Here is a 25664-nt window from a genome sequence, read left to right on the forward strand (position 1 = left end):
AACCAAAGTTATGTTCGGATCTTATAACAGATCGCTTCATTCTCGGCGCGGGTATGACAAAATAGCGGTTTTGTGTTGGCTTGTGGAGTCACTCGTGCAGGATCGCAATTTCGATGACATTGCTGAAAAGTTTTCGCGCAATATTTACGGCACCACAAAAGGCCAGTTGCGTCAGGCGATCCTCTGGCAGGATCTGGAACCGCTGTTGGCGCAGCTGGGGCCGGGACCGCTGAGGGTGCTGGATGCCGGCGGCGGCGAAGGGCAAACGGCCATCAAAGTCGCGCAACTGGGCCATCACGTGACGCTCTGCGATCTCTCCGCTGAGATGGTGGCTCGCGCCCGCCAGGCGGCCGCCGATAAAGGTGTGATCGACAACATGCATTTTGTACAATGCGCGGCTCAGGATATTGCGCAGCATTTGGAAAGCCCGGTCGATCTGGTACTGTTTCATGCGGTGCTGGAGTGGGTGGCGGAGCCCCAGGAAATACTGCATACCCTGTGGTCGACGCTGCGTGCTGGCGGTGGACTGTCATTGATGTTCTACAATGCTAACGGCCTGTTGATGCACAATATGGTTGCCGGTAATTTTGATTACGTTCAACTGGGCATGCCAAAAAAGAAAAAACGCACGCTGTCGCCGGATTATCCGCGTGAACCACAGCAGGTTTATCACTGGCTGGAAGAGATTGGCTGGCAGATCGTCAGCAAAACCGGCGTGCGGGTGTTTCATGATTATCTGCGTGAAAAACGCCAACAGCATGACAGCTATGCGGCGCTGCTGGCGCTGGAGACGCGCTACTGTCGTCAGGAGCCGTATCTCAGCCTGGGCCGTTATATTCATGTCACCGCGCTTAAGAGCCAGGCTCATAGCCGCAGATGCAAGGATAAAGTATGAGTGAATTTTCCCAGACAGTCCCCGAACTGGTTGCCTGGGCCAGAAAAAATGATTTTTCAATCTCGCTACCGGTCGACAGACTCTCTTTCCTGCTGGCGATCGCCACTCTGAATGGTGAACGACTGGAAGGGGAAATGAGCGAGGGTGAACTGGTGGATGCGTTCCGCCACGTCAGTGATGCGTTTGAGCAGACCAGCGAAACCATCAGCCAGCGCGCCAATAACGCGATCAACGATTTGGTGCGCCAGCGTCTGCTGAACCGCTTTACCAGCGAAATTACCGAAGGCAATGCGATCTATCGCCTGACGCCGTTGGGGATTGGGATCACCGATTATTATATCCGTCAGCGCGAATTCTCGACGCTGCGTCTCTCGATGCAGCTGTCGATCGTTGCCGGCGAGCTGAAGCGCGCGGCGGACGCCGCGGAAGAGGGCGGTGATGAATTCCACTGGCATCGCAACGTTTTTGCGCCGCTGAAGTATTCCGTAGCGGAAATTTTCGACAGCATCGACCTGACGCAGCGCATTATGGATGAGCAGCAGCAGCTGGTGAAAGACGATATCGCGCAGTTGTTGAATAAAGATTGGCGCGCGGCGATTTCCAGCTGTGAACTGCTGCTGTCGGAAACCTCCGGCACCCTGCGCGAACTGCAGGATACGCTGGATGCGGCAGGGGATAAGCTGCAGGCGAACCTGCTGCGCATTCAGGACTCGACCATGGCGCGCGACGATCTCCATTTTGTCGATCGGCTGGTGTTCGATCTGCAAAGCAAGCTCGACCGCATCGTCAGCTGGGGTCAGCAGGCGATTGACCTGTGGATCGGCTACGACCGCCATGTGCACAAGTTTATCCGTACCGCTATCGATATGGATAAGAACCGCGTCTTCGCCCAGCGTCTGCGCCAGTCGGTACAGACCTATTTTGATGAACCGTGGGCGCTAACTTACGCCAACGCCGACCGCCTGCTGGATATGCGCGATGAAGAGATGGCCCTGCGCGATGAAGAGGTCACCGGCGAGCTGCCGGCGGACCTCGAATTTGAAGAGTTTAACGAAATTCGCGAGCAGCTGGCGGCGCTGATCGAAGCGCAGCTGGCGGTCTATAAAGAGAAAGGAATACCGCTGGATCTCGGCCTGGTGGCGCGGGAGTTCCTGGCGCAGTATCCGCGCGGGCGTCACTTCGACGTGGCGCGGATCGTCGTGGATCAGGCGGTACAGCTGGGCGTCGCCCAGGCAGATTTCACCGGACTGCCGGCAAAATGGCAGCCGATTAATGATTACGGAGCCAAGGTACAGGCGCATGTCATTGACAAATATTGAACAAGTGATGCCGGTTAAGCTGGCGCAGGCGTTGGCCAATCCGTTATTTCCGGCGCTGGACAGCGCCCTGCGCGCGGGCCGTCATATCGGTCTCGACGAGCTGGATAATCACGCATTTTTGATGGATTTTCAGGATTACCTGGAAGAGTTTTACGCTCGCTATAACGTCGAGCTGATCCGCGCGCCGGAGGGATTCTTCTACCTGCGCCCGCGGTCCACCACGCTGATTTCGCGCTCGGTACTGTCCGAGCTGGATATGATGGTGGGCAAAATTCTTTGCTATCTCTATCTCAGCCCGGAGCGCCTGGCGAACGAAGGGATTTTTACCCAGCAGGAGCTCTATGACGAGCTGCTGACCCTGGCCGATGAATCCAGGCTGCTGAAGCTGGTGAACAACCGTTCCACCGGTTCGGATCTGGACCGCCAGAAGCTGCAGGAAAAAATGCGGGCCTCGCTTAACCGCTTACGCCGTCTGGGGATGGTGTGGTTTATGGGCCACGATAGCAGCAAGTTTCGCATTACCGAATCGGTATTCCGCTTTGGCGCCGATGTGCGCGCCGGCGACGACCCGCGCGAAGCGCAGCGCCGTCTGATCCGCGACGGGGAAGCGATGGCCCTGGAAAATCACCTGCAGCTCAATGATGAGAATGAAGAAAACCAGCCGGATAGCGGGGAGGAAGAGTAATGATTGAACGCGGTAAGTTTCGCTCGCTAACGCTGGTTAACTGGAACGGCTTCTTTGCCCGGACCTTTGATCTTGATGAACTGGTGACCACCCTCTCCGGGGGGAACGGCGCGGGTAAGTCCACGACCATGGCGGCCTTCGTCACGGCGCTGATCCCGGATTTAACCCTGCTGCACTTCCGTAACACCACCGAAGCGGGGGCCACCAGCGGCTCACGCGATAAAGGCCTGCACGGTAAGCTGCGCGCCGGGGTGTGTTACTCGGTACTCGATGTGATCAACTCCCGCCACCAGCGCGTGGTGGTCGGCGTGCGCCTGCAGCAGGTCGCCGGGCGCGATCGTAAAGTCGATATTAAACCTTTCGCCATTCAGGGACTGCCGACCTCTATCCTGCCGACCCAGCTGTTGACCGAAACGCTGAACGATCGCCAGGCGCGCGTCGTGAGCCTCAACGAGCTGAAAGATAAACTCGAGGCGATGGAAGGGGTCCAGTTTAAACAGTTCAACTCGATCACCGAATATCACTCGCTAATGTTCGATCTGGGCGTGGTGGCGCGTCGCCTGCGTTCCGCCTCCGATCGTAGCAAGTACTACCGCCTGATTGAGGCCTCGCTGTACGGCGGGATCTCCAGCACCATTACCCGCTCGCTGCGCGACTACCTGCTGCCGGAAAACAGCGGCGTGCGTAAAGCGTTCCAGGATATGGAAGCGGCGCTGCGGGAAAACCGCATGACGCTGGAAGCCATTCGCGTTACCCAGTCCGACCGCGATCTGTTTAAACACCTGATCAGCGAAGCCACCAACTACGTGGCGGCGGACTATATGCGTCACGCCAACGAGAGGCGCATTCACCTGGATAAGGCGCTGGAGTATCGCCGCGATCTCTTCACCTCGCGTTCGCAGCTGGCGGCTGAGCAGTATAAGCACGTCGACATGGCGCGCGAACTGCAGGAGCATAACGGCGCGGAGGGCGATCTGGAAGCCGATTACCAGGCCGCCAGCGATCACCTGAACCTGGTGCAGACTGCGCTGCGTCAGCAGGAAAAAATCGAGCGCTACGAAGCGGATCTCGACGAGCTGCAGATCCGTCTGGAAGAGCAGAATGAAGTGGTGGCGGAAGCCGTCGATCGTCAGGAAGAGAACGAAGCCCGCGCTGAGGCCGCCGAGCTGGAAGTGGATGAGCTGAAAAGCCAGCTCGCCGACTATCAGCAGGCGCTCGATGTGCAGCAGACCCGCGCCATTCAGTATAACCAGGCGCTGCAGGCGCTGGAGCGCGCGAAGGCGCTGTGCCATCTGCCGGATCTGACCCCGGAGAGCGCCGACGAGTGGCTGGAAACCTTCCAGGCGAAAGAGCAGGAAGCGACGGAGAAAATGCTGTCGCTGGAACAGAAAATGAGCGTGGCGCAAACCGCGCACAGCCAGTTTGAACAGGCTTACCAGTTGGTGGCGGCGATTAACGGCCCGCTGGCGCGCAATGAAGCCTGGGACGTGGCGCGCGAATTGCTGCGCGACGGCGTGAACCAGCGCCACCAGGCCGAGCAGGCGCAGGGGCTGCGCAGCCGCCTCAACGAGCTTGAACAGCGCCTGCGCGAGCAGCAGGACGCTGAGCGTCAGCTGGCCGAGTTCTGCAAACGCCAGGGTAAACGCTACGATATCGACGATCTGGAAACGCTGCATCAGGAGCTGGAAGCGCGCATCGCGTCGCTGGCCGACAGCGTCTCCAATGCTCAGGAGCAGCGCATGGCGCTGCGTCAGGAGCTGGAGCAACTGCAGTCGCGTACCCAGACGCTGATGCGCCGGGCGCCGGTCTGGCTGGCGGCGCAGAACAGCCTTAACCAGCTGTGCGAGCAAAGCGGCGAGCAGTTTGCGTCCGGCCAGGAGGTCACCGAATACCTGCAGCAGCTGCTGGAGCGTGAACGAGAGGCTATCGTTGAACGTGACGAGGTCGGCGCCCGCAAGCGCGCCATCGACGAAGAAATCGAGCGTCTCAGCCAGCCGGGCGGTTCGGAAGATCCGCGCCTCAACGCCCTGGCGGAACGGTTCGGCGGCGTTCTGCTGTCCGAGATCTACGATGATGTTAGCCTCGACGATGCGCCGTACTTCTCCGCGCTGTATGGTCCGTCGCGCCATGCGATCGTGGTTCCGGATCTGTCGCGGGTAGCCGAGCAGCTTGAGGGGCTGGAAGATTGCCCGGAAGATCTCTATCTGATCGAAGGCGATCCGCAATCCTTTGACGACAGCGTATTCAGCGTCGACGAGCTGGAAAAAGCGGTGGTGGTGAAGATCGCCGATCGCCAGTGGCGTTATTCGCGCTTCCCGTCGCTGCCGCTGTTTGGCCGCGCGGCACGTGAAAACCGCATTGAAACCCTGCATGCCGAGCGTGAATCGCTGTCAGAGCGTTTTGCGACCCTGTCGTTCGATGTGCAGAAAACCCAGCGCCTGCACCAGGCCTTCAGCCGCTTTATCGGCAGCCATCTGGCGGTGGCTTTCGAGGACGATCCGGAAGAAGAGATCCGCAAACTCAACAGCCGCCGCGGCGAGCTGGAGCGTGCGCTAAGCGCCCATGAAAGCGATAACCAACAGAACCGTGTGCAGTACGAGCAGGCGAAAGAGGGCGTGTCGGCGCTCAACCGCCTGCTGCCGCGCCTGAACCTGCTGGCGGATGATACGCTGGCCGACCGCGTGGACGAGATCCAGGAACGTCTGGACGAAGCGCAGGAGGCCGCGCGCTTTATTCAGCAGCACGGTAACCAGCTGGCGAAGCTGGAGCCTATTGTTTCGGTGCTGCAGAGCGATCCGGAGCAGTTTGAGCAGCTGAAAGAAGATTACGCCTATGCGCAGCAAACCCAGCGCGATGCGCGTCAGCAGGCTTTTGCCCTGGCGGAAGTTGTGCAGCGCAGGGCCCACTTCAGCTACTCCGATTCGGCGGAAATGCTCAGCGGCAACAGCGATCTCAACGAGAAGCTGCGCCAGCGTCTGGAGCAGGCGGAGTCCGAACGCAGCCGCGCGCGCGACGCGATGCGTGCCCATGCGGCGCAGCTTAGTCAGTACAATCAGGTGCTGGCCTCGCTGAAGAGCTCGTATGACACCAAGAAAGAGCTGCTCAACGATCTGTATAAAGAGTTGCAGGACATTGGCGTGCGCGCCGACACCGGCGCGGAAGAGCGTGCTCGCGCGCGTCGCGATGAGCTGCACATGCAGCTGAGCAATAACCGCTCCCGACGCAATCAGCTGGAGAAAGCGTTGACCTTCTGCGAAGCGGAAATGGACAACCTGACCCGTAAACTGCGCAAGCTGGAGCGCGATTACTGCGAAATGCGCGAGCAGGTGGTGACCGCCAAGGCGGGCTGGTGCGCGGTGATGCGTCTGGTGAAAGACAACGGCGTCGAACGTCGTCTGCATCGCCGCGAGCTGGCCTATCTCTCCGCCGATGAGCTGCGCTCAATGTCGGATAAGGCGCTGGGGGCGCTGCGTCTGGCGGTCGCCGATAACGAACATCTGCGTGACGTGCTGCGTATCTCGGAAGATCCGAAGCGTCCGGAGCGCAAAATTCAGTTCTTCGTTGCCGTATACCAGCATCTGCGCGAGCGTATTCGTCAGGATATTATTCGCACCGATGATCCGGTGGAAGCGATCGAGCAGATGGAGATCGAGCTCAGCCGCCTGACCGAAGAGCTGACCAACCGTGAACAGAAGCTGGCGATCAGTTCCCGCAGCGTGGCCAACATTATTCGCAAAACCATTCAGCGCGAGCAGAACCGTATCCGGATGCTCAACCAGGGTCTGCAGAGCGTCTCCTTCGGCCAGGTCAACAGCGTGCGTCTGAACGTCAATGTGCGTGAGACCCACTCGATGCTGCTCGACGTGCTCTCCGAGCAGCATGAGCAGCACCAGGATCTGTTTAACAGCAATCGTCTGACCTTCTCTGAGGCGCTGGCCAAGCTCTATCAGCGTCTCAACCCACAGATCGACATGGGGCAGCGCACGCCGCAAACCATCGGTGAAGAGCTGCTCGACTACCGCAACTATCTGGAGATGGAAGTGGAAGTTAACCGCGGCTCCGACGGCTGGCTGCGCGCGGAGTCCGGCGCGCTGTCTACCGGGGAAGCTATCGGTACCGGGATGTCGATTCTGGTGATGGTGGTGCAGAGTTGGGAAGATGAATCCCGTCGCCTGCGCGGCAAGGATATCTCGCCTTGCCGTCTGCTGTTCCTCGATGAAGCGGCGCGTCTTGACGCCCGCTCCATCGCCACCCTGTTCGAGCTGTGCGAACGTCTGGAGATGCAGCTGATTATCGCAGCGCCGGAGAACATCAGTCCGGAAAAAGGCACTACCTATAAACTGGTGCGTAAGGTGTTCAATAATCACGAACATGTGCACGTCGTGGGGCTGCGCGGGTTTGCCGCGCCGCTGCCGGAAGCGCTGCCGGGAACGGCCGACGCCTCCTGACGATGCAGCTCACTACTGGCGGGTAAGCGCTGAAAAGGGCAACGTTAAGTTGCCCTTTTTGCTATCCAGCTTGCTATGCCAGGGTGGTATAATCTTTAAGCTTCTTTACATTAGGTAAGGCAAAAGCCTTTTCGTCTTTATATACTGTGTTAAAGCCCACGAATTTGTGGGCGGCAATGTGTGACAACAGGGGGCAAGGGATGTTGCTTAAGAAACGGTATGGTCGTCCATTGTCAGCGCTCAGTCTGAGCCTGGCAATGGCATTTGCTCCGCTGTTCAATGTCCAGGCCGCAGAGCCTGAAGTCGTACCAGGTGATAGCTCCGCTACGCCTGGAGAGCTTTCCGTCGCGCTGTCGCAAAGCGACGGGCAATCGCCGGCGGTCGCGAAGCTGGCCGGTGAGCAGCCGCTGTCGATGGAAGCCGCGGCGAACAGTCGCGCCCAGATCGAAGCGCTATTGCCGGCTGGCTACAAACCCGTCTTTATGAATCCGCTGGTCTCGCTATACGCCGCCAGGGATATGAAACCGATGTGGGAAAACCGCGAGGCGGTGCAGGCGTTCCAGCAGCAGCTGGCGGAGATCGCCATCGCCGGTTTTCAGCCGCAGTTTACCACCTGGGTCAGTCTGCTGACCGATCCTGCCGTCAGCGGCATGGCGCGCGATGTGGTGTTGTCTGATGCCATGATGGGCTATCTGCACTTTATCAGCGGCATCCCCACCCAGGGGACCCGCTGGTTATATAGCTCGACACCGTACAAGATGGCGACCCCGCCGCTGTCGGTGATTAACCAGTGGCAGCTGGCGCTGGATAATGGCTCCCTGCCGGCGTTTATCGCCGGCCTGGCGCCGCGTCATCCGCAGTATGAGGCCATGCATCAGTCGCTGCTGGCGCTGGTGGCTGATTCACGTCCATGGCCGCAGATGACCGGCAGCGGCTCGCTGCGTCCGGGAGAATGGAGCAATGATATCGGCGCGCTGCGCGAGATCCTCCAGCGTACTGGGATGCTGGAAAATTCCGCCAATATCGTTCTGCCCGGCGACGTGGTGAGTCCTTCGGCGAAGAAAAAGAGCAAGCCCGCGGCGCGCGGTGTGTACGATCGCCAACTGGTGGAGGGCGTTAAGCGCTTTCAGGCCATGCAGGGACTGGGGGCGGATGGGGTCATCGGCCAATCCACCCGTGACTGGCTCAATGTCTCATCGGCGCAGCGCGCTGGCGTGCTGGCGCTGAACATTCAGCGTCTACGTCTGCTGCCAGGCAAACTATCGACCGGTATCATGGTGAATATTCCCGCGTTTTCGCTGGTCTATTACCAGGACGGCAGTCAGGTACTGGCCTCGCGGGTGATCGTCGGACGTCCGGACCGCAAGACGCCGATGATGAGCAGCGCGCTGAACAACGTAGTGGTCAATCCGCCGTGGAACGTACCGCCCACCCTGGCGCGCAAAGATATTCTGCCGAAGGTGCGTAATAATCCTGGCTATCTGGAGCAGCATGGCTACACCGTGATGCGCGGCTGGAACAGTAAAGAGACCATCGATCCTTACCGGGTTGACTGGTCAACCATCACCGAGAACAATTTACCGTTCCGTTTTCAGCAGGCGCCTGGGGCCCGTAATTCACTGGGGCGTTACAAGTTTAATATGCCGAGTTCGGATGCTATCTATCTGCACGATACGCCGAACCATAATCTGTTTCAGAAGGATGTCCGTGCGCTCAGTTCCGGCTGCGTCAGGGTGAATAAAGCCTCGGAGCTGGCCAATATGCTGCTGCAGGACGCGGGCTGGAATGACACGCGCATTTCCGACGCCCTGAAGCAGGGGGATACGCGCTATGTCAATATTCGGCAAAATATACCGGTGAATTTATATTACTTAACGGCGTTTGTGGACGCTGATGGACGTACACAATATCGAACAGATATTTACAATTACGATATCACCGCGCGATCCAGCGCACAAATTCTGACGAAAGCGGAACAATTAATCAGGTAAATGAAGTAGTTCAATGGATTTTGTTGTCCTAGCACTGGGTAAAAAAGGGCGCTGCACCTCTGCAGCGCCCGATTTTCCTGGGGTGAGGCTGCCTTGACGTTGGCAATAATGCCCGGTAAGGTGCCTTTCGTGCGCCAGAAGTGCATATACATATCATTCCGCTCAATGCGTAGCGCGGTTAGCGCGAACGCTCTCCTTTGCCGGGCAACATCTCGGTCGTGGCGAGCGATAGCGAGCTGATCCTGGCATCGCGCAAAGCGGAAAAAGTATATAACGATTCATTGACTGTAGACCTGATTATCATGGACAAATTTGACGCTAATCGCCGCAGATTGCTGGCGTTGGGTGGCGCTGCGCTGGGTGCTGCCGCCATTCTCCCTGCGCCGGCATTTGCCACCCTCTCGACCCCCCGTCCGCGTATTTTGACGCTGAATAACCTGCATACCGGTGAATCGCTCAGGGCGGAGTTTTTCGATGGCAGAGGCTATATTCAGGATGAATTAGCAAGACTTAACCATTTTTTCCGTGACTATCGCGCGAATAAAATTAAGTCCATCGATCCAAATCTGTTCGATCATCTTTATCGGTTGCAGGGACTACTTGGCACCAACAAACCTGTCCAGCTTATCTCTGGCTATCGTTCCCTCGATACCAACGATGAGCTTCGCGCACGAAGCCGTGGTGTAGCGAAACACAGCTATCACACCAAGGGGCAGGCGATGGATTTCCATATTGAAGGTATTTCGTTAAGCAATATTCGCAAAGCGGCGTTATCTATGCGCGCAGGTGGTGTAGGATATTACCCACGTAGTAACTTTGTGCATATTGATACCGGTCCCGTAAGGCACTGGTAACGAAAGGAGCGTCATGAACTATCGTATTATTCCGGTTACCGCGTTCGCGCAGAACTGTTCTCTTATCTGGTGCGGGCAAACCCGGCTGGCGGCGCTGGTCGATCCTGGCGGCGATGCTGAACGTATCAAAGCGGTGGTGGCGGAGGCTGGCGTCACGCTGATGCAGATCCTGCTGACGCATGGCCATCTCGATCACGTTGGCGCCGCGGCTGAACTGGCGCAGCATTATGGCGTACCGGTTATTGGTCCGGAAAAAGAGGATGAGTTCTGGCTGGAAGGATTACCGGCGCAAAGCCGGATGTTCGGCCTGGAGGATTGCCAACCGCTGCGTCCGGATCGCTGGCTCAATGAAGGCGATGTGGTCAATGTGGGGAATGTGGCGCTGCAGGTGCTGCACTGCCCGGGCCATACGCCGGGCCATGTGGTCTTTTTTGATGACGCCTCCCGACTGCTGATCTCCGGAGACGTGATTTTCAAAGGCGGGGTGGGACGCAGCGATTTTCCGCGCGGCGACCATGGGCAGCTGATTGCGGCTATCAAGGAAAAGCTGTTGCCGCTGGGCGATGATGTGACCTTTATTCCCGGCCATGGTCCGCTGTCGACGCTGGGTGAGGAACGCCGTAATAACCCGTTTCTGCAGGATGAGATGCCGGTCTGGTAACAGACATGACGCGAACACATAAAAAAGGCCGCATTCGCGGCCTTTTTCTTTATACCGAATACTATCGCTTACAGTACGGCGACGATGGCTTCGCACAGCGGCGCCATATTGTCAGGCGTCATCCCGGCCACGTTGATACGTCCGGAAGCGACCGCATAGATGGCGAACTCTTCACGCAGGCGCAGCACCTGCTCTTTAGTCAGGCCGCTGAATGAGAACATGCCGTTCTGCTGGCTGATAAAGCTGAAGTCGCGGCTCGCGCCTTTCTCCTGCAGGGTATTGACGAACAGCAGACGCATACGCTGGATGCGCTGACGCATATCGGTCAGTTCCTGCTCCCAGATTGCCCGCAGCGCATCGTTGCTCAGAATGGTGGCGACCACGGAGGCGCCATGCGCAGGCGGGTTCGAGTAGTTGGCGCGGATCACCGACTTCATCTGACTGAAGGCGCGGTCTACAGTCTCTTGATCCGCGGCGACCAGAGTGCAGGCGCCGACGCGCTCGTTGTACAGGCCAAAGTTTTTCGAGTAGGAGCTGGCGACCAGCAGCTCTTTATGTAGAGCAGCAAAAGCGCGTAGCCCTTCAGCATCTTCTTCCAGACCGCGGGCGAAGCCCTGGTAGGCGAAATCGAACAGCGGTAGCCAGCCTTTTTCCACCGACAGCTGCGCCAGCTGCTGCCACTGATCGAGCGTCGGATCGATACCGGTCGGGTTGTGGCAGCAGCCGTGGAACAGTACCACGTCGCCCGCCTGGGCTTCGTTCAGGCTGGCCAGCAGACCATCAAAGTCCAGCGCGTGGTTAGCCGCGTCGTAGTAAGCGTATTCGCGCACTTCCAGCCCGGCAGAGGTGAATACGCTTTTATGGTTCGGCCAGCTCGGATTACTTACCCACACACGTTTCACGTCGGTGTTTTTGGCGAGGAAGTCTGCGGCGACACGCAGCGCACCGGTACCGCCCGGTGTCTGCGCGGTGCGGGCGCGTTTATCAGCGATAATCGCATTGCCTTTACCGAACAGCAGCTCCTGGGTGCAGCGACCAAATTCAGGAATACCATCGATGCCCAGATAGTTTTTAGTCGTTTCATTTTCCAGCAGATACTGCTCTGCTTTTTTGACGCTGGTCAGAACGGGCGTTTTACCGGTTTCATCCTTGTAAACACCAATTCCGAGGTTAATTTTTTCAGGGCGGTCATCGGCACGAAACAGATCGGCCAGACCTAAAATCGGGTCGGCTGGGGCGGCGGTAATGTTCTCAAACATGACGAGGTTCCATTGTGATTACTGAAGGGAAATCCGCTATCAGGTTAACGGGAGAATAACGAATTGCCAACCGTTTGCGACAAAAAGCGCGAAGGTTTTCGAAAGAGACGATCTTTGTCTCACGAATACAGAAAAGCAGGACCGAAGTCCTGCTTTGAAGGCATATCACGAAGGGGTGTACTGCAGATTAGAACTGGTAAACGATACCCACGGCCGCCTGGTCGTCAGTGGCGACACCAGCCGCTTTGGTGTAATCGTTGTCGTCCAGCTGGTTGAATTTATACGCAGCGTAGACGTTCATGTTCTTGTTAAAGTAGTACCAGGTACCCACTTCGATGTATTTAACCAGATCCGCATCGCCGCCGGAGAAGCCAGCACGCGACTGCAGGTCCTTGCCTTTGGTCTGTACGTAGCCGATGGACGGACGCAGGCCGAAGTCAAACTGATACTGTACAACTGCTTCAAAGTTCTGAGTTTTACCAGCGAAGTGGTTATCTTCTTCCGGAGTCATGTTGTAAGTCTGGGAGTACATGACGGCCGCATAGATGTTGTTAGCGTCATATTTTGCAGAGGTCGCCCAGGCTTCGGCTTTGTCGCCATTGCCGTCAGCTTTCTGATCCACGCTACGGTTAGAGCTGGAGTAGCCTGCAGACAGTGCGATACCGTTGTCGAACGCGTAGGTGGCTGCGGTGCTGAAGCCGTCGCCATTCTGCTTGCGAATCGCACGGTCGTGGTCGTTTTTACCCTGGTACTGCAGCGCGAAGCTCAGACCGTCAACCAGACCGAAGAAGTCGGAGTTACGGTAGGTTGCGACGCCGTTGGTACGACCGGTCATGTAGTTGTCGGTGTAGTTCCAGCCGTCACCGCCCCATTCAACCAGCATATCGGTTGCCGCTTCGACGTCGTAGATCGCGCCGTAGTTACGGCCATAGTCGAATGAACCGTATTCGCCCGCTTTCAGGCCTGCGAACGCCAGACGGGTTTTTGTGGTCTGGGAACCTTCAACATTGGACGCGTCCATGTTGTATTCCCACTGGCCGTAGCCGATCAGCTGATCGTTGATCTGAGTTTCGCCTTTCAGGCCGATACGGGCATAGGTGGTATCGTCGCTGCTGGTGTCGCCATTGGTGGTCCAGACGTGCTCGCCGACCATTTTTCCATAGAAGTCCAGTTTGTTGCCGTTTTTGTTATAGATTTCTGCAGCGTTGGCTGCACCGGCTACCAGCAGGGCAGGGATCACCACTGCCAGAATATTGCGCTTCATCATTATTTATTACCCTCATTAATATTTTTTATATGAACACGTGCCACTGCCGTCAATAAGTTCTGTCAATAAAAACTTACAGAACCATTGATGAGAGTTTGGTGTCTGAAGGCATCTTTCCATCCGCGACAACGTTTCGCTAGCCGGAAAATGCTACGAATATCTCATATGAGTAACAAAACGAAAAATCATGTAACTAAATGTGTATTTAACGGAACTTTGTGAACTTAATCAAAATTCCGTTCCACCGGATAAGGGCAAACGCCATTACTTATCTATCTATATGAATTATTTATGATTAATTTGGCTAAGCGGCAATTCGTTCATTTTGTGTATTGAATTCGTATTCTTTTTATTCAGTCTCTGTCTTTGCAAGATGTGCGGGTAAAGGTCAAAAAATGAGCAAATTTATCAGCGGTTTTGCTCAGTTATGAACATAAAGTGCGATCTACATCACCAGGATGCACCGAAACAGTGCGTAACATAATTGTGATTTCCGGGTCTTGATGTTTAAGGTTGTTGAATTTTACTAACAGTAATTGACATAAAAAAAGGCCAGCTTGCGCTGGCCTTTCAGATTGATGTCAGAAAAATTTAGAATGTCGCGTTGCGCGGCGTCCGCGGGAACGGAATAACATCGCGGACGTTCTGCACGCCGGTGACGTAAGCGATGAGGCGTTCGAAGCCCAGACCGAAGCCGGAATGCGGCACGGTGCCGTAGCGACGCAGGTCGCGATACCACCAGTAGTCTTCTTTGTTAAGCCCCATCTCTGCCATACGCGCGTCAAGCACGTCGAGACGCTCTTCACGCTGGGAACCGCCGATAATCTCGCCGATGCCCGGCGCCAGAACGTCCATTGCCGCGACGGTTTTACCGTCTTCGTTAAGGCGCATATAGAACGCTTTAATGTCTTTCGGGTAGTTTTTCACCACCACCGGCGCTTTGAAGTGCTCTTCGGCCAGGTAACGTTCGTGCTCAGAGGAGAGATCCACGCCCCAGTACACCGGGTTCTCGAACTGTTTGCCGCAGTTTTCCAGAATGGTGACGGCGTCGGTGTAATCCACCTGGGCAAAATCAGCGGTGATAAAGCGCTGCAGACGGTCGATAGCGTCTTTATCCACGCGCTCGGCGAAGAACTGCATGTCGTCCGCACGCTCTTCCAGTACCGCTTTGAAGACGTACTTGAGCATCGCTTCCGCCAGGCCGGCAACGTCGTTCAGGTTGGCGAAGGCCACTTCCGGCTCCAGCATCCAGAATTCCGCCAGGTGGCGGCTGGTGTTGGAGTTCTCAGCGCGGAAGGTCGGGCCGAAGGTATAAATCTTCGACAGCGCACAGGCGTAGGTTTCGCCGTTCAGCTGGCCGGAAACGGTCAGGAACGACTCTTTACCGAAGAAGTCTTTGTCGAAATCGACTTTGCCCTGATCGTTACGCGGCAGGTTTTCCAGATCCAGCGTTGACACGCGGAACATTTCGCCGGCGCCTTCGGTATCGGAGGCGGTGATCAGCGGAGTGGAAACCCAGAAGAAGCCCTGTTCGTTGAAGAAGCGGTGCAGCGCCTGCGCCAGGGTGTGACGCACGCGGGCTACCGCGCCAATCAGGTTGGTGCGCGGACGCAGGTGCGCTACTTCACGCAGATACTCGATGCTGTGGCGCTTGGCCGCCATCGGGTAGGTGTCCGGGTCTTCCACCCAGCCGGTCACTTCCACGCTGGTCGCCTGGATCTCAAAGCTTTGACCCTGACCCTGAGAAGCCACGACTTTACCGGTGACAATCACCGAGCAGCCGGTGGTCAGACGCAGCACTTCCTGATTGTAATTGGGCAGAGAATTATTAATAACGGCCTGTACAGGATCAAAGCAGGAACCGTCATAGACGGCGAGGAAAGAAAAGCCAGCTTTAGAATCTCGGCGGGTACGCACCCATCCGCGGACCGTGACTTCGCTGTCAACGGCAACGCGGCCCTGGAGTACGTCGGCTACAGGCACAACGCTCATAATAATCTCTCTATGTAGTCCAATAAAAAAGTCTCTTCCCCCAACAGCGGGGGGATATCTATGTTACCTGTCATCTTCCATCAGACAAGTAGATTTCGCACAGGGAAGGGTGGATTTCGGAAATAAATACACCTCCGGGGCGTTCTTTGGCTCCCCATTTCGACTTTTACACGACTTACTCGATAATGACCGTCATTTCCTGCTTCGCATTTTGCATCGACACGATGGTCCGGAAAGACTTGATATTTCCCGAGGCAAAAAAGAGTTCACGGGTTAGCGCTTCGTATTCCGCCATATCACGGACGTTGATCACGAGCAGGAAATCGAAGTCGCCAGTGACATAGTAGACCTGCTGCACTTGCGGGCAGGTTACGAAACGCTGTTTATCCTCCTCAAGCAGATCGAGACGTTCATTCTCAATGGTCACCTGCACCATAATGGTGATTGGTCTTCCCACTTTACTGGCGTCCACTAAGCTAACACTGCCTTTAATCACTCCTGCATCCTCCAGTGCAGCGATACGCCGATTGACTGCCGAAGGAGACAGGCTGATCCGATCGGCGATCTCCCGTTGCGACAAGCGATTATTACGCTGCAAGAGCGTAAGAATTTTTTTATCCCATGCGTCAAGTTTCATCATATATCTCGTCCTGCAAGCCTGTGATCAACCTCACTAATGCAACGTTGTTGCGTGAGAATGATAAAACAGAGTGAAAATTGCGGCGCGATGGGCAACTTTGCGCCAATTAACCGCCGGGCGCAGTGTACCATCACAGGCAGTGGGAAAGCGGTATATCGCGACAAAAAGCCTCTCACATTCTGACTTAACCAATTTAAAGCGACCGTCCTGTCTCAGGCCGCACGGATCCGTGCACCCGTTGTTTAGGCGGAATGGTCGCAAATAACGTTATCGTCGCAGGACGATATGAAAATAGAGGTGCCTGAATAGTGGACACAATTAAATATCAACTTAACGCCCGGCGGCAGCCCTATGGCCAGGGAGTAGACTTGAGTCTGCTGAATGAAAGCGTGGGGAACGAAGTGCTGGCATTCCATCAAAAATTTCCTGATTACCGGGTCACGCCGCTGCGTAAGCTGGAATTTTTAAGCCAGCGGCTGGGGCTGGGATCGATCCATATAAAAGATGAAGCGCAGCGATTCGGTTTGAATGCGTTTAAAGGATTAGGCGGATCTTATGCGATGGGGAAATATCTCGCCGCTCTGCTTGAGCGAGATATTAATACGTTGAGCTTTACCGAGCTTAATTCACCAGTGATTAAGGCGCGTATCAAGGACATCGTATTTGTGACTGCTACCGACGGTAACCACGGACGTGGCGTGGCGTGGGCGGCTGAGCAGCTTGGGCTGCGTGCGGTGGTGTATATGCCAAAGGGCTCGTCACCGGTACGCGCGCAGAATATTCGCCGGCATGGCGCCGAATGCACGATTACTGAACTGAACTACGACGACACAGTTCGGCTGGCGGCCAAAACCGCGCGCGAGCAGGGATGGGTTCTACTCCAGGATACCGCCTGGCAGGGCTACGAGCAGATCCCCACATGGATCATGCAAGGCTATATGACCCTCGCTGTTGAAATCTGGCAGCAGCTGGCAGAAAGCGGAGCGTCGATGCCGACGCATCTGTTTTTACAAGCCGGGGTCGGGTCGTTTGCCGGTAGCATCATGGGATATTTCATCGAAAAGATGCAGCAGCAGGCTCCCACCATCATCATCGTTGAGCCGCACAAGGCGAACTGCCTGTTTCGCTCGGCAACCATTAATGACGGACTGCCGCACAGCGTCGGCGGGGATATGTCAACCCTGATGGCCGGGCTTGCCTGTGGTGAACCTAACATCACCAGCTGGCCAATGCTCCGCGACCATGCCACCTGTTTTATTTCCGCCGACGATTGTCTGGCGGCCAACGGCATGCGCCTGTTGGCCGCGCCGCGACCAGGTACTGACGAACCTTTTGTCTCCGGGGAATCCGGCGCTATTGGCACAGGAGTGCTTTATGCGCTGATGACTCAACCGGCGTATCGCGAGCTTGCCGAATCGCTGCGCCTGAATGCCGATGCACAGGTTCTGTTAATCAGCACGGAAGGAGATACATCACCCGATGTCTTTGAAGACATCGTCTGGTTTGGCCGTAATGGTTGAGCGCTATCGACAATAACAAGGGGGCCATCTTACCTACCCTACAAGCCCTCGGTATGACAAGCGTTCTGACTCATAACGAAAACATACGCGCTTTCGCGTCATGCATAGAGAGAACCTGACCGATGAATACTGAAAATATAATTATCAATAAAGGATATTCCGATCCCGCAAAGTGGCATAGCGAAGATACCGTTTGGGTCCTTGGCCTGTTCGGTACCGCCATTGGCGCCGGGGTGCTGTTTCTGCCGATTAATGCCGGAATTGGCGGCTTCTGGCCGCTGCTGATTGTTTTTGTCCTCGCTTTTCCTATTACTTATCTGGCTCACCGCGGTCTGGCGAGATTCATTTACTCTTCCAATACGCCGGAAAGCAGTATTACCGATGTTATTGGCGAGCATTTTGGCGCGCTGGCGGGAAAAGTATTTACCGTCATCTATTTCTTCGCCGTCTATACCATTCTGATTATGTATGCGGTGGCTATCACCAACACCGCGCAGAGCTTTATCACCCACCAGTTGGCGATGGCCGAGCCTCCCCGGTCGCTGGTGGCCATCGTTCTGATCCTCGGGCTGATGTTTATCGTCCGTTTCGGACAGCGTTTGATAATGCGGGTGATGAGCACCCTGGTTTATCCCTTCATCATCTCGCTTATTTTTATGGCACTTTTTCTGATTCCGCACTGGAACGGCGCAATTTTGCAAACCGTAAGCTTCAGCGCCACGGGCGATGGGCAGGGGATCATGTTATCCCTGTGGATGACCTTCCCGGTACTGGTGATGTCGTTTAACCACTATCCGATCATTTCGCCGATGGTGGTGCGCCAGAAGCAGCGTTACGGTCTGGCGCTCGCTGAGGGTAAATGTGCGCAGATCCAGCGCTACGGTATCCTGCTCATGACGGTGGTGGTGCTGTTTTTTGTTCTCAGCTGCGTGTTAAGCCTGTCGCCGCAGCAACTGGCGGAAGCCAAAGCCCAGAATCTGTCGATTTTGTCCTATCTGGCCAATCAGTACGATACACCGATTATTGCCTGGCTATCGCCGATTATCGCCTTTGTCGCTATTACTAAATCATTTCTTGGCCACTACATCGGCGCCTATGAATCGCTGCGCGACCTGATTCTGGAGGCCGCCGCCGCACGCGGGAAAAAACCTGGTATTCGCCTCGTCGACGCGGTCATCCTGGTGTTTATGGTGCTTACCTGCTGGTTCGCCGCGTACAAGAACCCCAGTATCCTCGGTATTATCGAATGCATCAGCGGTCCCACCGGGGCGGCAATTCTGCTGCTGTTGCCTATGTACGCCATTCATAAATTACCGGTGCTTGCCCCCTGGCGCGGTAAAGCGAGCAACGTATTCGTCACCCTGATCGGTCTTATCACCGTATCTGCCATTTTTTACGGCATGTTCCAATAACCACCATTATTAGCGAGATGTTATATGAGTCATTATCTGCAGATTAACGGCCAACGGCTTATCGATTCCCTGTATGCACTTGGCGAACATGGTGCGCTGCCAGGCGGCGGTGTATGCCGCCTGGCAGCGACTGCCGAAGATAAAGCCGGCAGGGACTTTGTTGTAGCCCGCATGAAGGCGCTGGGCCTGAGCGTGTCAATTGATGCTATCGGCAATGTCACCGGCGTTTATCACGGCGAGGAGACGTTGCCGATGGTGATGATGGGGTCACATATCGATACCGTCGCCACCGGTGGGTTATACGATGGCAACTACGGCGTTATGGCCGGCCTTGAGGTGATTGCCACCCTCCAGGATGCCGGGATCCGCACCCGACGACCGTTGGCGGTAACCTTCTTTACTAACGAGGAGGGGGTGCGATTTCAGCCCGATATGATGGGCAGCGTGGTGTTTGCCGGCGAGTATCCGTTGGCGCAGGCGCTCGCGGCAAAAGATCTCGACGGTATCACGCTCGATGAAGCGCTGCGTAACATTGGTTATAAAGGCGAACGTCAGCCGGGAGATATGGCGGTAGATAGCTACGTTGAGCTGCATATCGAACAGGGACCAATTCTTGATAAAGAGCAGATTGATATTGGCGTGGTTACCGGCGTACAGGGTATTTCGTGGCAGGAATTTACCCTGAGAGGCGTATCGAATCATGCGGGTACTACCCCAATGTCCATGAGACGTGATGCCGGGCTGGCGGCTGCGAAAATCGCTGTTTTTGCCCGTGAGCTGGCGCTAAGCCTTGGTGGTAATCAGGTAGCTACCGTTGGACATTTCAGCGTGAAGCCTAATCTGATCAACGTCATTCCCAACCATGTCGTCATGTCAGTGGATCTCCGCAATACCGATAATGCGATCTTATGTCTGGCGGAGCAGCAATTGGCCGAATTTGTCGCGAAAACGTCGCAGGAAGAGGGCGTGGAGATAACCAGCCGCTCACTGGTGCGCTTTAATCCGGTCATTTTTGCCGATGAGATCGTCAATGCGGTGGAAGCCGAGGCGGAGCGTCAGGCGCTCAGTTACCGACGTTTGCCAAGCGGCGCCGGACACGATGCACAATTTATGGCGTCGGTATGTCCCGCCGGGATGATTTTTGTCCCCTGCGTCGATGGCATTAGCCATAACGTCAAAGAACATAGCGCAGCCAAAGATCTGATTGCTGGCGCCAATGTGCTGCTGCAGGTGGTTTTACAGCGCGCCCAGCGTATGGACTAATGTTTACAGGAGCAGAGAATGAATCAGCAACAGCTAAAGCAGCAGCTTATCGCCTGGCGTCACTATTTGCATGCCCATCCGGAAAGCGCCTTCGAGGAGCAGAATACTTCACGGTTTATTGCCGAAAAGCTCGAAGCTATGGGCATTGAGGTGCACCGCGATATTGGCAAAACCGGGGTGGTGGGGAGATTGAAATGCGGCGACGGGAAGGGCGTTATCGCTATTCGTGCCGATATCGATGCCATTCAATTGACCGAACAGGGAGACTGGTCTTACCGCTCCATGACCGCCGAGCGGATGCACGGCTGCGGACATGATGGTCATACCTGCATTGCGCTGGGCGCGGCGCAGTTGCTATTGCAGCGGCAGAATTTTAACGGCACGGTCTGCTTTGTTTTTCAGCCTGCTGAGGAACCTGGCTATGGCGCCAGAGCGATGATGGACGATGGCGTTATTGAACGCTTTGGCATAGAGGAAATCTACGGTCTGCATAATATGCCGGGTATGAAAGCCGGGACTATCGCCACGCGAGTCGGTGGCATTATGGCCAGTGAAGATAACTTTATTATTCGTATTAAAGGGCAGGGAGCGCATGCGGCGCGGCCGCATATGGCGAAAGATCCGCTGGTCATTGCGGCGGAAATCATCCTGGCTTTGCAGACAATTGTTTCGCGAAATGTTGATCCGAACGTGCCAGCGGTCATTTCCTGTACTGAACTGCACACCGATGGCATCCGCAATGCGATTCCGACGCACGTCGAAATCAAAGGGGATACGCGCAGCTTTGCACCGGAGGTGCAGATGCTGCTCGAAGAACGAATGCGTACCATTAGCGAAGCGATTTGCGCGATGCACGGTGCGACGTGCCAGTTCAGCTATACCCATGAATTTGCGCCAACGGTGAACTGGCAGCAATGCGTTGATGTGGCGGTCACCGCTGCGATTAACGTGGTAGGGGCTGAGAAGGTGGACGGCAACGTCGCACAGATGATGATTTCGGAGGATTTTGGCGCTTTTCTGCAAAAAATCCCCGGCTGTTTCATCTTTTTAGGCAACGGCGATAGTTCAGATGCTCAGGGCAATACACCGTTGCATAATGCCTGCTACGACTTTAATGATGAGATATTGCTAACTGGCGCGGAGTATTTTGCCGAGGTCGTCAGAGCCCGTTTGCCGCAGGAGTGATATTGATTGGCCCGATAGCAGAATGCCGTCGGGCCATGTTTTTTAGCTTGCCTTTTTAATCGGCGGCAGGTCGAACGCTTCGCGCAGGGCGCGGACGAAGGCCTTATCGTGGCAGATGGTTTTCCCCGGGCTGTCGGAGAGTTTCGCCACCGGCTTGCCGTTACATTCCACCAGCTTAATCACGATATTGAGCGGTTTAACCTGCGGCAGATCGCAGGTTAAACGGGTGCCGATCCCAAAGCTGAGCTTCACCCGCGAGGCGAAGTGGCGATACAGATCGACGGCTTTGGCCAGGTCGAGATTATCGGAGAAGACCAGCACTTTGCTCAGCGGATCGATACCCAGCTTCTGATAATGGGCGATAGCTTTTTCTCCCCATTCCACCGGGTCGCCGGAATCGTGGCGCAACCCCTGATAGCGGGTGGCGAATTCCGGACCGAAATCGCGCAGGAACGCATCCATAGTGATGCAGTCGGTCAGCGCGATACCCAGCTGGTCGGGATACTCTTCCAGCCAGGCGGCAAGGGCCGCCCGCTGGCTGCTGGCAAGGCTGGGGCTGATCTGCTGGTGGGCCTGGAACCACTCATGGGCCTGGGTACCCATCGGGGTTAAATTGAGACGGCGCGCCAGATCGTAATTGCTGGTGCCGACAAACCATGGTTCCTGCTGCAGACGCCGCACAATACCTTCCTGCACCTCGCGTGAGAAACGACGGCGGGTGCCGAAGTCCATCAGACGGAAGGCGCTCATATCGAGGTCAGCGGTCATGGTGGCGAAGTCGCCTAGCTTATGTTCCAGCGTGTTGAGCGCCTGATCGACGCCCATCTCTGGTGAACGATAGCGATGGACCAACTCGCTTATCACCGCCAGCAGCGGGACTTCCCACATGATGGCTTCCCGCCATGGGCCGGTAAGGCGAATGTTCAGCTTACCATTGTCATTGCTGACCGTGACCTGGCTCGGGTCATAGCGAAAATCGCGCAGCCAGTTGAGGTAATCCTGGCGAAAAAAGGGAAGGGTGGACAGCCAGCGATATTCATCATCCCGCAGCCTCAGGTCGCGCATGGACTCCACCTGCTCGCGGATCGCGTCGGCATAGATGCCGAGCAGGTCGTCTCCGCGGCAGCGAAACTCCGCCGCCACATGCACATCGCCGTAGCGGTGGAAGACAGCCTGCTGCATGTGCAGCTTATAGGCATCCGTATCAAGCAGCGAGTGCAGTACAGGAGAAGTGAATTGTGTCATGGTGCGCAGTAGCATCCTCTCACTGGAGCGTTCCATCGAAACCAACGCGGAAAATGGAGGCGGAGTATACCTTTATTACCCGACTCTGTCCCGCGATGGCGAGCAATGGTGACGCTGACGGTCATTTGCGAGGCCTAGTTTAATATATTGAACATGGATCACACCACAAGCTTTGCGTCGGGTCGAGGGCATTTCGTGCCGCGAGTGTTAACAAAATGTAGCGATTTCCGTGTTTCACGTTGAAAAGATGAAGATTCTGCATAGCGCGATTGACACAACAGGAATAGACTGGGACGACACTTTACCGAAGATGCTAAAGGTTTTTTATGACACAACAGCCCCAAGCCAAATACCGCCACGACTATCGTGCGCCGGAGTATCTGATTAGCGATATCGATTTGACCTTTGACCTGGATGCCGCAAAAACCGTTGTAACGGCCGAGAGCAAGGTCTCCCGCCACGCGGCTGCGTCTGATGTGCCATTACGCCTGGACGGCGAAGATCTGACCCTGATCGCTCTGCAGGTGAACGGCCAGCCGTGGAGTGACTATAAAGAAGAAAACAATCAGCTGGTGATCGGCGGCCTGCCGGAGCATTTCACCCTGACCATCGTCAATGAGATCAGCCCGGCGGCGAACACCGCGCTGGAAGGCCTGTATCAGTCAGGCGAAGCGCTGTGCACCCAGTGCGAAGCGGAAGGTTTCCGCCATATCACCTGGTATCTGGACCGTCCGGATGTGCTGGCGCGCTTTACCACCAAAATTATCGCCGATAAAGCGAAATACCCGTTCCTGCTTTCCAACGGCAACCGTATGGCGGAAGGGGAGCTGGAGAACGGTCGTCACTGGGTACAGTGGCAGGATCCGTTCCCGAAGCCGTGCTATCTGTTTGCGCTGGTGGCCGGTGATTTTGACGTCCTGCGCGATTCATTCCGCACCCGCTCTGGCCGCGAAGTGGCGCTGGAGCTGTACGTCGATCGCGGCAACCTCGATCGCGCGCCCTGGGCGATGACCTCGCTGAAAAACTCTATGAAGTGGGATGAGGAGCGCTTTGGCCTCGAGTACGACCTCGATATCTATATGATTGTCGCCGTCGACTTCTTTAATATGGGTGCCATGGAGAACAAAGGACTCAACGTCTTTAACTCCAAATATGTTCTGGCTCGTACCGATACCGCCACCGATAAAGACTACCTCGATATTGAGCGCGTGATTGGTCATGAATATTTCCATAACTGGACCGGCAACCGCGTCACCTGTCGTGACTGGTTCCAGCTCAGCCTGAAAGAGGGGCTGACCGTGTTCCGCGATCAGGAGTTCAGTTCCGACCTCGGCTCACGGGCGGTGAACCGCATCAACAACGTGCGCACCATGCGCGGGCTGCAGTTTGCCGAAGACGCCAGCCCGATGGCGCACCCGATCCGTCCGGATATGGTTATCGAGATGAACAACTTCTACACCCTGACGGTCTATGAAAAGGGTGCCGAAGTGATCCGCATGTTGCACACCCTGCTGGGTGAAGAAAACTTCCAGAAAGGGATGCAGCTGTACTTTGAACGCCATGACGGCAGCGCCGCCACCTGCGACGATTTCGTGCAGGCGATGGAAGATGCCTCTAACGTCGACCTGTCGCACTTCCGCCTCTGGTACAGCCAGTCCGGTACGCCAATCGTCACCGTGCATGACGACTATAATCCGGAGACCGAGCAGTATACGTTGACCATCAGCCAGCGTACGCCGCCGACCGCCGAGCAGGCCGAGAAGCAGCCGCTGCATATCCCGTTTGCCATTGAGCTGTACGATAACGAGGGCAAGGTGATCCCCCTGCAGAAGGGCGGTCACCCGGTACACCCGGTGCTTAATGTGACCCAGGCCGAGCAGACGTTTGTCTTCGATAACGTTTATTTCCAGCCGGTGCCGGCGCTGCTGTGCGAATTTTCAGCGCCTGTGAAACTGGAATACAAGTGGAGCGATCAGCAGCTGACCTTCCTGATGCGTCACGCGCGGAATGATTTCTCGCGCTGGGATGCGGCGCAGAGCCTGCTGGCGACTTACATCAAGCTGAACGTCAACCGCCATCAGCAGGGGCAGCCGCTGTCGCTGCCGGTGCACGTAGCGGATGCCTTCCGCGCCATCCTGCTGGATGAGAAGATTGATCCGGCGCTGGCCGCTGAGATCTTAACCCTGCCGTCAGCCAACGAAATCGCCGAGATGTTCGCGATTATCGATCCGATCGCCATCGCCGCCGTGCGCGAAGCGCTCACCCGCACCCTGGCGAACGAACTGGCGGACGAATTCCTCGCGGTTTATAACGCCAATAAGCTCGACAGCTATCGGGTGGAGCACGCCGATATTGGTAAACGTGCTCTGCGCAATACCTGCCTGCGCTATCTGGCGTTTGCGGAACCGACGCTGGGCGATAAGCTGGTGGCGACGCAGTATCACCAGGCAGATAACATGACCGACGCGCTGGCCGCCCTGTCGGCGGCGGTTGCCGCTGAGTTGCCGTGCCGCGATGCGCTGATGCAGGAGTACGATGACAAATGGCATCAGGACGGTCTGGTGATGGATAAGTGGTTTATCCTGCAGTCCACCAGCCCGGCAGCCAACGTGGTGGAAACCGTGCGCGGTCTGCTGAACCACCGTTCGTTCAGCATGAGCAACCCGAACCGTGTGCGCTCGTTAATCGGCGCTTTCGCCAGCAGCAACCCGGCGGCGTTCCATGCTGAAGATGGCAGCGGCTATCAGTTCCTGGTGGAGATGCTGACCGAGCTTAACCAGCGTAACCCGCAGGTGGCGTCGCGCCTGATTGAGCCGTTGATTCGTCTGAAGCGTTATGATGAGAAGCGACAGGCGCTGATGCGCGCCGCGCTGGAGCAGCTGAAGGGGCTGGAAAATCTCTCTGGCGACCTGTTCGAGAAAATCAGTAAGGCGCTGGCGTAACGGTGGCATAACCCCGGGCTGCGGCGCGCCTTGCGCCCTGTCCGGGTTACCCGTTAGCGCGGTGATGTTGTCGGGCGGCGCGATGC

General features: G+C 56.2%; 17 protein-coding genes. 12 read left to right on the plus strand and 5 right to left on the minus strand.

Annotation, left to right across the window (positions count from 1 at the left end; translation table 11 throughout):
- Positions 1–94: 94 nt before the first annotated feature.
- The 7 genes from cmoM to BHE81_RS20770 all read left to right on the plus strand — a co-directional run bounded on the left by cmoM (position 95) and on the right by BHE81_RS20770 (position 10853).
- A complete protein-coding gene (gene cmoM / locus BHE81_RS20740; protein WP_002898187.1) occupies positions 95–895 on the plus strand; it encodes a tRNA uridine 5-oxyacetic acid(34) methyltransferase CmoM in 801 nt (266 codons plus the stop codon).
- Complete coding sequence (gene mukF / locus BHE81_RS20745) at positions 892–2214, plus strand: chromosome partition protein MukF (RefSeq protein WP_002898189.1); 1323 nt, start codon at positions 892–894, stop codon at positions 2212–2214. The genes cmoM and mukF overlap by 4 nt, the downstream gene beginning before the upstream one ends.
- Complete coding sequence (mukE, locus tag BHE81_RS20750; protein WP_004150840.1) at positions 2195–2899, plus strand: chromosome partition protein MukE; 705 nt, start codon at positions 2195–2197, stop codon at positions 2897–2899. Before mukF ends, mukE begins: the two co-directional genes overlap by 20 nt.
- Complete coding sequence (mukB, locus tag BHE81_RS20755; RefSeq protein ID WP_023302118.1) at positions 2899–7347, plus strand: chromosome partition protein MukB; 4449 nt, start codon at positions 2899–2901, stop codon at positions 7345–7347. Before mukE ends, mukB begins: the two co-directional genes overlap by 1 nt.
- A gap of 200 nt (positions 7348–7547) precedes the next feature.
- On the plus strand, positions 7548–9338 hold the full coding sequence (gene ldtD / locus BHE81_RS20760) for a L,D-transpeptidase (protein WP_004211429.1): 1791 nt from the start codon (positions 7548–7550) through the stop codon (positions 9336–9338).
- 302 nt (positions 9339–9640) lie between these two features.
- Positions 9641–10192 carry a YcbK family protein gene (locus tag BHE81_RS20765; RefSeq protein ID WP_002898198.1) on the plus strand — a complete coding sequence of 184 codons (552 nt, stop codon included), beginning with the start codon at positions 9641–9643 and terminating at the stop codon, positions 10190–10192.
- Positions 10193–10205: 13 nt separating this feature from the next.
- Positions 10206–10853 (plus strand): MBL fold metallo-hydrolase, encoded by a 648-nt coding sequence (locus tag BHE81_RS20770; RefSeq protein ID WP_002898200.1) that lies wholly within the window; start codon positions 10206–10208, stop codon positions 10851–10853.
- Between the two features lie 68 nt (positions 10854–10921).
- Here BHE81_RS20770 and BHE81_RS20775 read toward each other — a convergent pair whose 3' ends face one another.
- From BHE81_RS20775 to BHE81_RS20790, 4 genes are all read right to left on the minus strand, one after another.
- Positions 10922–12112 carry an amino acid aminotransferase gene (locus tag BHE81_RS20775; protein WP_002898202.1) on the minus strand — a complete coding sequence of 397 codons (1191 nt, stop codon included), beginning with the start codon at positions 12110–12112 and terminating at the stop codon, positions 10922–10924.
- A 187-nt stretch (positions 12113–12299) separates the two neighbouring features.
- On the minus strand, positions 12300–13379 hold the full coding sequence (gene ompK35 / locus BHE81_RS20780; protein ID WP_004141771.1) for a porin OmpK35: 1080 nt from the start codon (positions 13377–13379) through the stop codon (positions 12300–12302).
- 591 nt (positions 13380–13970) lie between these two features.
- Positions 13971–15371, minus strand: coding sequence for an asparagine--tRNA ligase (gene asnS / locus BHE81_RS20785; protein ID WP_002898206.1), 1401 nt, complete (start codon positions 15369–15371; stop codon positions 13971–13973).
- A gap of 175 nt (positions 15372–15546) precedes the next feature.
- On the minus strand, positions 15547–16008 hold the full coding sequence (locus BHE81_RS20790; RefSeq protein ID WP_002898209.1) for an Lrp/AsnC family transcriptional regulator: 462 nt from the start codon (positions 16006–16008) through the stop codon (positions 15547–15549).
- Positions 16009–16319: 311 nt separating this feature from the next.
- Between BHE81_RS20790 and dpaL the strand changes: the two genes are divergently transcribed.
- The 4 genes from dpaL (at position 16320) to BHE81_RS20810 (ending at position 21391) form a co-directional block, all read left to right on the plus strand.
- On the plus strand, positions 16320–17531 hold the full coding sequence (dpaL, locus tag BHE81_RS20795) for a diaminopropionate ammonia-lyase (RefSeq protein ID WP_023302117.1): 1212 nt from the start codon (positions 16320–16322) through the stop codon (positions 17529–17531).
- A gap of 122 nt (positions 17532–17653) precedes the next feature.
- Positions 17654–18943 carry an aromatic amino acid transport family protein gene (locus BHE81_RS20800; RefSeq protein ID WP_004176676.1) on the plus strand — a complete coding sequence of 430 codons (1290 nt, stop codon included), beginning with the start codon at positions 17654–17656 and terminating at the stop codon, positions 18941–18943.
- Positions 18944–18967: 24 nt separating this feature from the next.
- On the plus strand, positions 18968–20206 hold the full coding sequence (locus BHE81_RS20805; protein ID WP_004141764.1) for a Zn-dependent hydrolase: 1239 nt from the start codon (positions 18968–18970) through the stop codon (positions 20204–20206).
- A gap of 18 nt (positions 20207–20224) precedes the next feature.
- The gene (locus tag BHE81_RS20810) at positions 20225–21391 is read left to right on the plus strand and encodes a M20 aminoacylase family protein (protein ID WP_004147828.1); all 1167 of its coding nucleotides are present in this window, start codon (positions 20225–20227) and stop codon (positions 21389–21391) included.
- 42 nt (positions 21392–21433) lie between these two features.
- Here the strand turns inward: BHE81_RS20810 and pncB are convergent, their stop codons facing one another.
- The gene (gene pncB, locus BHE81_RS20815; protein WP_002898217.1) at positions 21434–22636 is read right to left on the minus strand and encodes a nicotinate phosphoribosyltransferase; all 1203 of its coding nucleotides are present in this window, start codon (positions 22634–22636) and stop codon (positions 21434–21436) included.
- Between the two features lie 326 nt (positions 22637–22962).
- Here pncB and pepN point away from each other — a divergent pair, with 326 nt between their 5' ends.
- Positions 22963–25578 carry an aminopeptidase N gene (pepN, locus tag BHE81_RS20820; RefSeq protein WP_002898220.1) on the plus strand — a complete coding sequence of 872 codons (2616 nt, stop codon included), beginning with the start codon at positions 22963–22965 and terminating at the stop codon, positions 25576–25578.
- Positions 25579–25664 lie beyond the last annotated feature (86 nt).

This window comes from Klebsiella sp. AqSCr (genome assembly GCF_008452795.1).
GTDB lineage: Bacteria > Pseudomonadota > Gammaproteobacteria > Enterobacterales > Enterobacteriaceae > Klebsiella > Klebsiella pneumoniae.

Excerpts from the sequence above, each read along its gene's own strand:
- mukF (WP_002898189.1), top strand. The coding sequence starts at position 892 with ATGAGTGAATTTTCCCAGACAGTCCCCGAACTGGTTGCCTGGGCCAGA.
- mukE (WP_004150840.1), top strand. The coding sequence starts at position 2,195 with ATGTCATTGACAAATATTGAACAAGTGATGCCGGTTAAGCTGGCGCAG.
- mukB (WP_023302118.1), top strand. The coding sequence starts at position 2,899 with ATGATTGAACGCGGTAAGTTTCGCTCGCTAACGCTGGTTAACTGGAAC.
- ldtD (WP_004211429.1), top strand. The coding sequence starts at position 7,548 with ATGTTGCTTAAGAAACGGTATGGTCGTCCATTGTCAGCGCTCAGTCTG.
- BHE81_RS20765 (WP_002898198.1), top strand. The coding sequence starts at position 9,641 with ATGGACAAATTTGACGCTAATCGCCGCAGATTGCTGGCGTTGGGTGGC.
- BHE81_RS20770 (WP_002898200.1), top strand. The coding sequence starts at position 10,206 with ATGAACTATCGTATTATTCCGGTTACCGCGTTCGCGCAGAACTGTTCT.
- BHE81_RS20775 (WP_002898202.1), bottom strand. The coding sequence starts at position 12,112 with ATGTTTGAGAACATTACCGCCGCCCCAGCCGACCCGATTTTAGGTCTG.
- ompK35 (WP_004141771.1), bottom strand. The coding sequence starts at position 13,379 with ATGATGAAGCGCAATATTCTGGCAGTGGTGATCCCTGCCCTGCTGGTA.
- asnS (WP_002898206.1), bottom strand. The coding sequence starts at position 15,371 with ATGAGCGTTGTGCCTGTAGCCGACGTACTCCAGGGCCGCGTTGCCGTT.
- BHE81_RS20790 (WP_002898209.1), bottom strand. The coding sequence starts at position 16,008 with ATGAAACTTGACGCATGGGATAAAAAAATTCTTACGCTCTTGCAGCGT.
- BHE81_RS20800 (WP_004176676.1), top strand. The coding sequence starts at position 17,654 with ATGAATACTGAAAATATAATTATCAATAAAGGATATTCCGATCCCGCA.
- BHE81_RS20805 (WP_004141764.1), top strand. The coding sequence starts at position 18,968 with ATGAGTCATTATCTGCAGATTAACGGCCAACGGCTTATCGATTCCCTG.
- BHE81_RS20810 (WP_004147828.1), top strand. The coding sequence starts at position 20,225 with ATGAATCAGCAACAGCTAAAGCAGCAGCTTATCGCCTGGCGTCACTAT.
- pncB (WP_002898217.1), bottom strand. The coding sequence starts at position 22,636 with ATGACACAATTCACTTCTCCTGTACTGCACTCGCTGCTTGATACGGAT.
- pepN (WP_002898220.1), top strand. The coding sequence starts at position 22,963 with ATGACACAACAGCCCCAAGCCAAATACCGCCACGACTATCGTGCGCCG.